Raw genomic sequence first — 11,121 nt, 5'->3', positions numbered from 1 at the left:
CGGGATGCGTTCCCACGCGGAGCATGAGAACGATCAAGGAACGATCAATTGTTGTTATGGAACAAGTCACTTTAATAAAAGCACTGCAAAAAAAGGCGCGATGATGATCGTTCCCACGCTCCGCGTGGGAATGCCGCCCCGGACGCTCCGCGTCCTGCTGTCAGCGAAAAAACGGCACTCGCGTAATGGTGACGCAGAGCGTCACGGGATGCGTTCCCACGCGGAGCATGAGAACGATCAAGGAACGATCAATTGTTGTTATGGAACAAGGCACTTTAATAAAAGCACTGCAAAAAAGGCGCGATGATGATCGTTCCCACGCTCCGCGTGGGAACGCCGCCCCGGACGCTCCGCGTCCTGCTGTCAGCGAAAAAACGGCACTCGCGTAATGGTGACGCAGAGCGTCACGGGATGCGTTCCCACGCGGAGCATGAGAACGATCAAGGAACGATCAATTGTTGTTATGGAACAAGTCACTTTAATAAAAGCACTGCAAAAAAAAGGCGCCATTGAATGGCGCCCAATAAAACCTTTGCCAAAGGAGCGGGTTGGCACAGGGTACTTGCGGATTAACTCAGTATTAAATCAACTTTTGGGTTGGGCGGGTTCGGCAGTAGTGGCTTTAACCGGTTTGCCATCGGCGGACACAACTTGCTGTTCGGCCTTGCCGTGAGTTGTTTCCTGAATGAAGCTGAAGTTTTTGTAGAACTCCCTGGAACGCTCTGAACCGCCCTCTGCAAAGGCGGCGGCGGAGGTCAGGGTCATCAGACTGGCAAGCATCAGTGTCGAAAGTTTCATGACGGTATTCCCATTAATAGTGATAGGTGTCCGGTCACTCCATGATCGGATCGTGGGGCGACTATGGCGCTATCTTATTAAGTGGGAATTAACGAAATTGCCCCGCGAAGTTAATAGTTTTTAACTTCGCAGGGCAGGGTGCTACAGCCTCCAGTCCAATGCCAGGGTAATCGAGCGCGGATCGCCCCAATACACGCCATTGTAAAAACCGACGCGCTCGTAATATTTCTTGTCAAACAGATTATTGACGTTGATCGACGCCGTCAGCTGCTCGTCGAACTCGTAGCGCGACATCAGGTTGACCACGGTGTAGCCCGGTTGCTCGATCTTTGCCCGCGTGGTGATCAAGTTGCCTTTGTCATTGCGTTCGCCCGTGGGCCGGTTGCCGAACTCATGGATGTCGCTCTGCCAATTCACCGCGCCGCCCACGGTCAGGTTGCGCCAGGCCCCCGGCAGGCGATAAGCGCTGGATATTTTCAGCAGGTTCAACGGCTGGCCGGTGTTGTTGCGCTGGCCGGTACCATTCACCGAATGGGTGTAGGTGTAGCCGGCGGTCAGGTTCCAGTCCGGTGTGATTTCGCCGGCCGCCTCCAGCTCGAAACCCTTCACCTTGTTACCCTTGCCGCCGGATTTATAGTATTCCTCGCCGGTGACCGGGTTGGGCGGCACCGCGTCATCGCGCTCGGCAACGTTGTCCTGGGTGCTCCAGAAATACGCCGCCGCCAGGTTCAGGCGCTCGTTGAGCACGCTGCCCTTGAGGCCAACTTCATAGTTGCTGCCAACCACCGGCTCCAGGTATTTCTTGTTCACATCTTTCGCGCTTTGCGGCTTGAAAATGTCGGTGTAGCTCGCGTAGACGGTGTACTGCGGCGTGATGTCGTACAGCAGCCCGGCGTAGGGCGTGAACATATCGTTATGGGTCTGGCCGGTCTTGCCGGAAGCGGTCAGTTGATTGTTGGCGTTGTATTCGGGGGTGGCGCTTTCCAGCTCCCAACTGCCGTAGCGGCTGCCGAGTACGGCATGCAGGCGGTCGGTCAGGCTCAGGCGAGTGGCGAGGTAGCCGGCTTTCTGTTGTTTCTTGCTGTGCTCGCCCTTGAGGTCGGTGACCTCATCGGTGAACTTGCCGATACCGCCCATGTGCTTCCAGTCCGCGATGGGGTAATAGCTGGCAGGCAGATTGTTGCGCATGAAGGGCGAAGTGTCCCGTTGCGCGGCCTCGCCATAGCCCATCATCAGCGCATGTTCGCGGCCCAGCAGCGCGTAGCTGCCGGCCAGGTTGAGGTCGATGGCTTCCATTCTCGACGTGCCGCGCATATGGCTGGCCCAGGCGGTCATCCCGCTGCGGTCGGCATTGGGGAAACCCGCGCCGCCGTAGTACACCTTGCCATCGGTATCGCTCTGGCGATGGGTGTAGGCGGCCTTCAGGTGCCAGTCGCCGCCGAGGCGATGGTCGAGGGTGGCGAAGGTGGTCTTGTCGGTCAGCGGCCAGGAACTCCAGTGCGCGGCCATATTGGTGGAGCGCGACAGCCCGGCCTTGCCGCCCTGGCCGTTCCAGTAGGGCACGGTGCCCCAGGACGTGCCTTGTACCTGCTTGTCCTGGTAATCGAAACCTACGGCCAGCACGGTGTCGTCGGACAGGTCGCCCTCGAGAATGCCGTAGCCGACCGCGCGCTGCAGTGCATAGTTATCACGCAAGGATTTGCTGTCTCGGTACGCCAGTACGCTGCGCCCGCGCAGTTTGCCGTCGAAGGCCAGCGGGCCGCCGACGTCGAGGTAGCTGTAATAGTTGTCATGGGTGGCGCCACTGATTCCGGTTTTCGCCTGCCATTGGGCGGTCGGGCGCTTGCGTACCATATTGACGGTGGCCGAAGGATCGCCCGCGCCGGTGGTCAGGCCGGTGGCGCCGCGCACCACTTCGATACGGTCATAGATGATGGTGTCGGCGTCGCTCTTCATGTAGCCGAAGGTGTTGAGCATCCCGTCAATCTGGAAGTTGTTGATGCCGTAGCCACGGGAGGTATAGGACACGCGGTCGGAGTCATTGTGCTGGACGTTGATGCCGGTGGTCTGGCGTAACACATCGGTCAGGGTGTTGAGGTTGAAATCATCCATCTGCTGGCGCGTGATCACCGAGATCGATTGCGGGGTTTCCTTGACTGACAGGTTCAGGCGCGTGGCGGTGCTCATGGAACCTGTGGTGTAGGCGCCGGTGTGCTCGGTGGTCGCGCCCAGGCCGTCGGCGGTGACGCGGGTGGCGCCCAGTTCGAGCGCTCTGGCGGGGGCGTGTTCGGGGTCGGTTTCGGCCAGCAGTTCAGCGCTTGGCGCAAGGCTGAACAGGCCCAGGGTAAGGGTGATGGAACGGGTGAAAGGCGCGAGCATCGCGGCGAACTCCTTGTCGTCTTTGAGGCCGCCCCGGAAAGGGCGGGTATGGCTCAAAGACGAAAGGAGGCGCGGAACTTTAGGCTTTAACGAGAATGATTATTATCTTTCGTTTATAAACATCTCGGTTACTTGACCACCACCTCGGTGCTATCGGCCTTTTTCGGTTTGATCAGGCTGAAGTCGATCAAGGCTTTCTGCTTGGTTTCGTACGGGTTACCGATCAGCAGGGGACGCGGCTTGAAGCTGTCACTGACCAGGCTTTTGCTGCGGTCCAGCTCGTCGAAGCTCAAACCGGCCAGGTCCGCCCAGGTGTGGATCAGCTGCGAGCTGCTGTAAGGCCGCTGCAGGTCGCCAGCGAAGCTCCAGTCGTGGCTTTCGCGCCACTTGGGTGAGGCGTAGGCCATAAAGGGAATGGTGTACATCGGCGCGGTCGGCTTGCCTTCGTTGCGGCCCAGGGTGTCATGGCCGACAGAGTCGAACACGTCTTCGCCGTGGTCCGACAGGTACAGCAAAAAGCCGTTGGGGTCGGTCTTGGCGTAGTCCTTGATCAGGCTCGAGACCACGAAGTCGTTGTACAGCACGGCGTTGTCATAGCTGTTGTACGTCGGCAACTGGGCGTCGCTGACACCCGGCGGCACGCCCTGGCGGTCGGTGAACTTGTCGAACGTCGGCGGATACCGGTACTGGTAGCTCATGTGCGTGCCCAACAGGTGCACCACGATGAACTTGCGCTCGGCGGTATCGGCCAGGGCCTTGGAAAACGGCGCGAGTACATCGCCGTCGTATTGGCGGGCGTTCTGGTTGCGGTTGTTGTTCAGGTACACCTGCTCGTCGGCCTGTTCGGAAAAGGTCGTGAGCATGGTGTTGCGCTTGGTCATGGTCTGCTGGTTGGTGATCCAGAACGTCTTGTAGCCGGCCTGTTTCATCACGCTGACGATCGACGGCGTCTTGAGGTACAGGTCAGGGTTTTCTTCGTCGGCGAAGGTCAGTACCTGTTGCAACGCTTCGATGGTGTAGGGGCGCGGGGTGATGACATTGTCGAATACCGCCAGTTGGTCGCGCAGCTTGTCCAGTTCCGGCGTGGTATTGCGCGGGTAGCCATAGAGGCTCATGCGCTGGCGGTTGGTGGACTCGCCGATCACCAGTACCAGCGTGGACGGCTGGCCGGCCATGCTGTCCTTGAGGTTTTTCAAGGGTGGAATCTGGCTGGCGCTGGTCAGCATGCCTTGCATGTTGTCCAGTTGTTCGGTGTAGCGGCGGTAGGCGACGATCATCTGCCAGGGCACAGCCGGTTCGATCCGGGTTTCAAAGCGGTCGATGGCCTGTTCCATGGTGTCGCTGGTGGCGATCTGCTTGACCAGCGGGTAGCCGACAATCGCCAATACGATGGCGATGGCCGCCACGATCGACTGGCCGCGCGGCAAGTACACCGGGCGCAAGCGTGTCCACAGGAACACCGCGAACGCGGTGTGGGCAATGAACGCCAGCACGATCCACCAGGCAAAATACTGGGTGGCGTATTCGCCCGCTTCAGAAATGTTCGACTCGAACATGATGAAGATCACGCTCTGGGAAAATTCCTGCTGGTAAATAAAGAAGTAACCCAGGCTGGCCATGGAGCAGGCCCACAGCACCACGCCGATCACGGCGGCCAGTACCCGCGTTTGCCGGGGGAACAGCAGCATCGGCGCCAGCCACAGTGCACTCATGAAGAATGCCTGGCGGAATCCACTGAAGCCGGACGTACCGGTCAGTTGGATAAGCAGTTGGGTAATACCCGAGAAATACCAGAAAAACAGGAATAGCCAGCCAAGGCCGGCCCAATCAAAACCTTTCGCAGTCGTCGTGCTGCGTTTGAACATCGCCATCCAGCGCCCCATCAGAAAATGATCGTCGCGCACACGCGCGCAACATCGGGCCGCTCAGAACATGAGCGGCATCGCGGGCGGGAGTATCGGGACAGGCGTGTGAAAACTTTGTGAGTTTTCTGTAGGTATTGCCTTACAAACTAACCAAAGGCGTTCAGCAGAGTGCGGGCTTGGCGCCGGACGGCAGCTCCAGCTGGGCCTGGAGGTGGGAACGCAGGCGCAGGACTTCCTGTTGCAACTGATCGCGCTCGTCCTTCAACTGACGCAATTCATCGCGGCGGATGCTGACGTAGAGGGTCTGTGGCGGTCGGGTCATCTGTGCTGTGCTCATTGCTTGCCTCGCAAATAGCCGGGTAGATCGCGCCGCCGAAACAGGTGAGCGGCAGCAGTCGTGGCAAGTTTGAATTCTTTTTCACATCAAGGGAACTTTTTTATTTTTGGTGGTCGTGTGACTTTTGCCACCGTGATGGTGAAATGCTGGCAACTTTTTTAGCATGAAACTACGCGGATCCGCTCTGGACTAACCCTCATTAGCCTCATTGCGCTATAAACTATGTCACACATTTTTTAGCAGTTAGGAGCATCAGCACATGCAACTGGGGATTATCGGACTAGGCCGCATGGGCGGTAACATTGCGCGGCGCCTGATGCTCAATGGGCATACCACCGTTGTATATGACCGTAACGAAGCCTTTGTCAAAGGCCTGAGCGAGGAGGGCGCCACCGGCGTCGCCGACTTGAAAGCCCTGGTGGCCGGCCTGCAAAAGCCTCGCGCTGTGTGGGTAATGTTACCGGCGGGCGCTCCCACCGAAGACACCATCAATGAACTGAGCGGGCTGCTGGAAAGCGGTGACGTGATCATTGATGGCGGCAACACCAATTACAAAGACGACGTACGTCGCGGCAAGGCCCTGGCGGAAAAGGGTCTGCACTACGTCGACGTCGGCACCTCCGGCGGCGTGTGGGGGCTGGAACGCGGCTACTGCATGATGATCGGTGGCGACGTCGAAACCGTGCAGCGCCTTGATCCGATCTTCAAGAGCCTGGCGCCTGGCATTGGCAGCATCCCACGCACCAGGGACCGTTCGGCCTCCGCCGACCCGCGTGCCGAGCACGGCTATATCCATGCCGGCCCGGCGGGCTCCGGCCACTTCGTCAAGATGATCCACAACGGCATCGAATACGGCATGATGCAGGCGTTTGCCGAAGGTTTTGACATTCTCAAGACCAAGAACTCGGACAACCTGCCCGAAGACCAACGCTTCGACCTGAACGTGGCCGACATTGCCGAAGTCTGGCGTCGTGGCAGCGTAGTGTCGTCGTGGCTGCTGGACCTGACCGCCGACGCCCTGGCGACCGATCCGAAGCTGGACGGCTATTCCGGTTCCGTGGCTGACAGCGGCGAAGGCCGTTGGACCATCGAAGCGGCCATGGAGCAGGCGGTGCCGGTACCGGTGCTGTCGACTTCGCTGTTCGCCCGTTTCCGTTCGCGCCAGCAGAGCACCTACGGTGACAAAATGCTCTCGGCCATGCGCTTCGGCTTTGGCGGCCACGTGGAGACTTCCAAAAAATGACCGCCAACGGCAAGAAACCCAAGGCCGAACCCGCTCCACCCACTACCTTGTTTCTGTTTGGCGCCCATGGCGACCTGGTCAAGCGCCTGCTGATGCCGGCGCTGTACAACCTGAGTCGCGACGGGCTGCTGGGCGATGGCCTGCGCATTGTGGGTGTTGATCACAACGCCATCAGCGACGCTGACTTCGCCAAGAAACTCGAGGACTTCATTCGCACCGAAGCCGCCGGCAAGGTCCGGGGCAATGCCGACAATGGGCTGGACCCACAGTTGTGGGCCCAGTTGGCCAAAGGCATCAGCTACGTCGAGGGTGACTTCCTCGACGACAGCACCTACGCCGATATCGCGCAGAAAATTGCCGACAGCGGCAGCGCCAATGCGGTGTTCTACCTCGCGACAGCACCGCGCTTCTTCAGTGAAGTGGTGCAGCGCCTGGGCAGTGCCGGGTTGCTCGATGAGACGCAGGAGGGGTTTCGCCGCGTGGTCATCGAGAAACCGTTCGGTTCCGACCTGGCCAGCGCCGAAGCGTTGAATGCGTGCCTGCTCAAGGTGATGAGCGAGAAGCAGATCTATCGCATCGACCATTACCTGGGCAAGGAAACGGTGCAGAACATCCTGATCAGCCGTTTCTCCAACGTGCTGTTCGAGGCGTTCTGGAACAACCATTACATCGACCACGTGCAAATCACCGCCGCAGAAACCGTCGGCGTTGAAACCCGGGGCAATTTTTTCGAAAAAACCGGCACGTTGCGGGACATGGTGCCCAACCACCTGTTCCAGTTGCTGGCCATGGTCGCGATGGAGCCTCCGGCAGCCTTCGGTGCCGACGCAGTGCGCGGTGAGAAGGCCAAGGTGGTCGGTGCCATCCGGCCCTGGTCCCTGGAAGATGCGCGGGCCAACTCCGTGCGCGGCCAGTACACCGCCGGTGAAATCGCCGGCAAGCAACTGCCGGGCTATCGCGAAGAAGCCAATGTCGCGCCTGACAGCAGCACCGAGACCTTCGTTGCGCTCAAGGTGATGATCGATAACTGGCGCTGGGTCGGCGTGCCGTTCTACCTGCGAACCGGCAAGCGCATGAGCATTCGCGACACCGAGATCGTGATCTGCTTCAAGCAGGCGCCTTACGCGCAGTTTCGCGACACCGACGTCGATGAGCTCAAGCCCACCTACCTCAAGATCCAGATCCAGCCGAACGAAGGCATGTGGTTCGACCTGCTGGCCAAAAAGCCCGGGCCGACCCTGGAAATGGCCAATATCGAGCTGGGGTTCGACTACAAGGACTTCTTCGAGATGCAGCCGTCGACGGGCTATGAAACCCTGATCTACGACTGCATGACCGGCGACCAGACCCTGTTCCAGCGCGCCGACAATATCGAGAACGGCTGGCGCGCCGTGCAGCCGTTCCTGGATGCCTGGAAAGAAGACGATGGCATCCAGACCTACAAGGCCGGCGAAGATGGCCCGGCGGCGTCGGATGCATTGCTGGCCCGCGATGGCCGTGCCTGGCATAGCCTCGGATGAGTGATGCAGCGATTCATCCCATCCGTTTTATCCTCAGTGATGTGGACGGCACCTTGCTGCATCCGGATCACAGCCTCAGCCCGCGCACAGCCGATGCGATTCGCGCGTTGCGTGATGCCGGGGTGTTTTTCAGCCTGGCCAGCGGGCGCCCGCCCAAGGCCATGATGCACCTGATCGAGACCTTCGGTATCGACGTGCCGGTGGCGGGTTTCAACGGCGGTACGTTGATCAACCCCGATGGCAGCATCCTGGTGGCCCACCATCTGCCGGCGGAAGCGGCGTTAGTGACCCTGGCACTGTTCTCGGCCGAACCGGATGTGGAAGTCTGGGTGTTCGCCGATGGCGACTGGCTGCGCCGTGACTCGCCAGGGCCGATGGAACAGCGCGAAGCCGACGGCCTGGGGTATGGGCCGGTGGTGGTGGAGAGTTTCGAGCCCTACCTGGACCGGGTCGACAAGATCGTCGCCGCGAGCAATAACACGCAGTTGCTGGTGGAGCTGGAAGCGCAGTTGCAGCCCAAGGTAAAGGGTCTGGCCCAGGTCTCACGTTCCCAACCGGTTTATCTGGATGTGACGGCGATGCTGGCGAATAAAGGCGAGGCCTTGAAGACCCTGGCGGCGCACCTCGAGGTGCCGCTTGCGCAAACGGCAGCCATTGGCGACGGCGGCAACGATCCGGCGATGTTTCAGGTGGCCGGTTTATCGATTGCCATGGGCCAGGCGGAAGAAGCCGTCAAGCGTCAGGCCAGCGTGGTCACCGGCAGCAATGTCGAGGACGGTGCTGCCGAAGCGTTCGAGCGATTTATACTCAACGCGCGATAAGTAAGTGCAACTTCCGATCACTGTAATGCAGTGATCGGAAGTTCCCGCCTCACTTACTTGGGCATTGCCCATTGCTGCAACTGGTAGCCACTTTTGTCGAGCTCGGCACGGGCCTGCAACAGCAAGTCTTCCAATTGCGCCGGGTCAGTGTAAGTGGTCGATGACAGCTGTTGGCTGCCGATACGGGTATTGGTGCGGTCGATGACGCTCAGGCTGAGGGCGCCATGACCGTCGTGCCAGGCCACGCACTGGAAGGGCTGGAAGGCACGGTCTGCAATCAAAAGAGCTTCGTTGATGCGCAGCGGAGCGTTCATGTGTGTCGTCTCTCTCTGTGCCCATTCAAGTGAATACCGGCGGTTGGGCTGACCGTGCGGTGGGTTACTTGTACTGATGCACGATGGTGGGGGGCGGGTCACATGCCAGGACAAGAAATTTTAACTTTCCCTGACTGAAGTCATCTAAGCGGCTGTTTTAAAAGCGGAACTAACGTTTGGCCGGTGGGCAACTTTTTACGGGTTGATGGCTTTTTGCTCGCACTTATAGCGAAAGGGTACAAGCGCGGCGTCAATATTTTGATATGTTGCTGTCTGGTCGCTACAAACTATTGTTTCTATTAATAAAAACTGACGCCAAGGAATAGTCATGGTTGTGACTTCTGCGCAACGCCGCTTGTTGGTCGTCGACCCCTGCGAGGATTGTCACGGGTTGCTGCCCGGCTTGCGCACGGTCGGATGGGAAGTCGACAGCTGTACCCTCGAAGATGTGGGTGAGCGGTCCTGCGATGTCGGCCTGTTGCGGTTGCAGCCTTGTCATCTGGAACGGCCCGAGGCGGTCAAGGAGTTGATTGGTCGTAGCGGCACCGAATGGATCGCGGTACTCAGCCAGGACGTGCTACGCCTGCAGAACGTCGGGGATTTCGTCTGCGAATGGTTTTTTGACTTCCACACCTTGCCGTTCGATGTGTCGCGGGTGCAGGTCACCCTCGGGCGCGCCTTTGGCATGGCGCGCCTGCGCGGCAAGGGCCACACCCCGGTGGGCGGGCCTGAGCATGAGTTGCTGGGCGATAGCCGGCCCATTCGCGAACTGCGCAAATTGCTGTCGAAGCTGGCGCCCACTGAATCGCCGGTACTGATACGGGGAGACAGCGGCACCGGCAAGGAACTGGTGGCCAAGATGCTGCACCGGCAGTCCCAGCGACACGCCAAGCCGTTCGTGGCGATCAACTGCGGAGCGATTCCTGAACATCTGATCCAGTCGGAACTCTTCGGCCATGAAAAGGGCGCCTTCACCGGTGCGCATCAGCGCAAGGTCGGACGCATCGAGGCGGCCCACGGTGGCACGCTGTTCCTTGATGAAATCGGCGATCTGCCCATGGAGCTGCAAGCCAACCTGTTGCGGTTTCTCCAGGAGAAACAGATCGAGCGCGTGGGCGGCAGCCAGCCCATCCCGGTGGATGTGCGGGTGCTGGCTGCGACCCACGTTGACCTTGAGGCCGCCGTCGAGAAGGGCGCCTTTCGCGAGGACCTGTATTACCGGCTGAACGTGCTGCAAGTCGTCACCGCGCCCCTGCGCGAACGCCATGGCGACGTGGCGATGCTGGCCAATCACTTTTCGCGGTTCTATAGCCAGGAAACCGGCCGCCGCCCGCGCAGCTTCAGCGAAGAGGCCTTGGTGGCGATGGGCCGACACCCGTGGCCGGGCAATGTGCGTGAACTGGCCAACCGTGTGCGCCGTGGCCTGGTCCTGGCTGAAGGGCGCCAGATCGAGGCGGTTGACCTGGGATTGCAAGGCCCGCAGGCCGTGTCGCCGCCGATGGCGACACTGGAAGATTACAAGCACCGCGCCGAGCGCCAAGCGTTGTGCGACGTACTTCACCGGCACAGCGACAACCTGAGTATCGCGGCCCGGGTGCTGGGCGTTTCCCGGCCGACGTTTTACAGGCTGCTGCACAAACACCAGATCCGCTAGGTTTTTTTCAAAGGGTGCATGCAAATCAAAATGTGGGAGGGGGCATAGGCCACACACCGCCGTAGCCGGTAACCACGATGCGAAGCGAGCCGCTCTTGCTTTTGATCTTGATCTCAGGCGCCCCGTTAAACCACGCTGGCCGAACGCAGGCTTGAATCCGTGGGTAACCCGGCAGGACGCCGGGTTAGCC

At 59.8% G+C, this 11,121-nt stretch carries 9 protein-coding genes and 1 pseudogene; 5 read left to right on the top strand and 5 right to left on the bottom strand.

Going from position 1 to position 11,121, the window contains the following annotated elements; genetic code table 11:
- Window positions 1-307 (top strand): annotated as a pseudogene (locus BFP93_RS29005) (hypothetical protein); the annotation flags it as partial.
- 278 nt (window positions 308-585) lie between these two features.
- On the opposite strand, the gene BFP93_RS10640 reads toward BFP93_RS29005, so the two are convergent.
- The 4 genes from BFP93_RS10640 to BFP93_RS28870 form a co-directional block, all read right to left on the bottom strand.
- Window positions 586-798 carry a hypothetical protein gene (locus tag BFP93_RS10640; protein ID WP_065893035.1) on the bottom strand — a complete coding sequence of 71 codons (213 nt, stop codon included), beginning with the start codon at window positions 796-798 and terminating at the stop codon, window positions 586-588.
- Window positions 799-939: 141 nt separating this feature from the next.
- Window positions 940-3,177, bottom strand: a complete 2,238-nt coding sequence (locus BFP93_RS10635) for a TonB-dependent siderophore receptor (protein WP_065893034.1) — start codon at window positions 3,175-3,177, stop codon at window positions 940-942.
- A 128-nt stretch (window positions 3,178-3,305) separates the two neighbouring features.
- Entirely contained in the window at window positions 3,306-5,048 is a 1,743-nt protein-coding gene (locus BFP93_RS10630) for a phosphoethanolamine transferase CptA (protein WP_065893033.1), read from the bottom strand.
- A gap of 154 nt (window positions 5,049-5,202) precedes the next feature.
- On the bottom strand, window positions 5,203-5,379 hold the full coding sequence (locus BFP93_RS28870) for a DUF6026 family protein (protein ID WP_163003427.1): 177 nt from the start codon (window positions 5,377-5,379) through the stop codon (window positions 5,203-5,205).
- Between the two features lie 259 nt (window positions 5,380-5,638).
- Between BFP93_RS28870 and gnd the strand changes: the two genes are divergently transcribed.
- From gnd to BFP93_RS10615, 3 genes are read left to right on the top strand one after another with little or no spacing between them, the layout of a single operon-like run.
- Complete coding sequence (gene gnd, locus BFP93_RS10625) at window positions 5,639-6,622, top strand: phosphogluconate dehydrogenase (NAD(+)-dependent, decarboxylating) (RefSeq protein WP_065887395.1); 984 nt, start codon at window positions 5,639-5,641, stop codon at window positions 6,620-6,622.
- On the top strand, window positions 6,619-8,142 hold the full coding sequence (zwf, locus tag BFP93_RS10620) for a glucose-6-phosphate dehydrogenase (protein WP_065887394.1): 1,524 nt from the start codon (window positions 6,619-6,621) through the stop codon (window positions 8,140-8,142). The genes gnd and zwf overlap by 4 nt, the downstream gene beginning before the upstream one ends.
- Window positions 8,139-8,963: a Cof-type HAD-IIB family hydrolase gene (locus BFP93_RS10615; protein ID WP_065893032.1), complete on the top strand. Its 825-nt coding sequence runs from the start codon at window positions 8,139-8,141 to the stop codon at window positions 8,961-8,963. Before zwf ends, BFP93_RS10615 begins: the two co-directional genes overlap by 4 nt.
- Before the next feature lie 53 nt (window positions 8,964-9,016).
- On the opposite strand, the gene BFP93_RS10610 is transcribed toward BFP93_RS10615, so the two are convergent.
- On the bottom strand, window positions 9,017-9,277 hold the full coding sequence (locus BFP93_RS10610; protein WP_065887392.1) for a hypothetical protein: 261 nt from the start codon (window positions 9,275-9,277) through the stop codon (window positions 9,017-9,019).
- Between the two features lie 328 nt (window positions 9,278-9,605).
- Here BFP93_RS10610 and BFP93_RS10605 point away from each other — a divergent pair, with 328 nt between their 5' ends.
- A complete protein-coding gene (locus BFP93_RS10605; protein ID WP_065893031.1) occupies window positions 9,606-10,931 on the top strand; it encodes a sigma-54 dependent transcriptional regulator in 1,326 nt (441 codons plus the stop codon).
- Window positions 10,932-11,121: the final 190 nt, after the last annotated feature.

The sequence above is a fragment of the Pseudomonas sp. 44 R 15 genome (assembly GCF_900004965.1).
In the GTDB taxonomy this organism is placed as follows: domain Bacteria; phylum Pseudomonadota; class Gammaproteobacteria; order Pseudomonadales; family Pseudomonadaceae; genus Aquipseudomonas; species Aquipseudomonas orientalis_A.
This window is presented reverse-complemented; position numbering and strand designations above follow the sequence as displayed.

What these genes read in the sequence shown, in the direction of transcription:
- zwf (WP_065887394.1), top strand. Translation starts at nt 6,619, where the DNA reads ATGACCGCCAACGGCAAGAAACCCAAGGCCGAACCCGCTCCACCCACT.
- BFP93_RS10610 (WP_065887392.1), bottom strand. Translation starts at nt 9,277, where the DNA reads ATGAACGCTCCGCTGCGCATCAACGAAGCTCTTTTGATTGCAGACCGT.
- gnd (WP_065887395.1), top strand. Translation starts at nt 5,639, where the DNA reads ATGCAACTGGGGATTATCGGACTAGGCCGCATGGGCGGTAACATTGCG.
- BFP93_RS10605 (WP_065893031.1), top strand. Translation starts at nt 9,606, where the DNA reads ATGGTTGTGACTTCTGCGCAACGCCGCTTGTTGGTCGTCGACCCCTGC.
- BFP93_RS10630 (WP_065893033.1), bottom strand. Translation starts at nt 5,048, where the DNA reads ATGGCGATGTTCAAACGCAGCACGACGACTGCGAAAGGTTTTGATTGG.
- BFP93_RS10615 (WP_065893032.1), top strand. Translation starts at nt 8,139, where the DNA reads ATGAGTGATGCAGCGATTCATCCCATCCGTTTTATCCTCAGTGATGTG.
- BFP93_RS10635 (WP_065893034.1), bottom strand. Translation starts at nt 3,177, where the DNA reads ATGCTCGCGCCTTTCACCCGTTCCATCACCCTTACCCTGGGCCTGTTC.
- BFP93_RS28870 (WP_163003427.1), bottom strand. Translation starts at nt 5,379, where the DNA reads ATGAGCACAGCACAGATGACCCGACCGCCACAGACCCTCTACGTCAGC.
- BFP93_RS10640 (WP_065893035.1), bottom strand. Translation starts at nt 798, where the DNA reads ATGAAACTTTCGACACTGATGCTTGCCAGTCTGATGACCCTGACCTCC.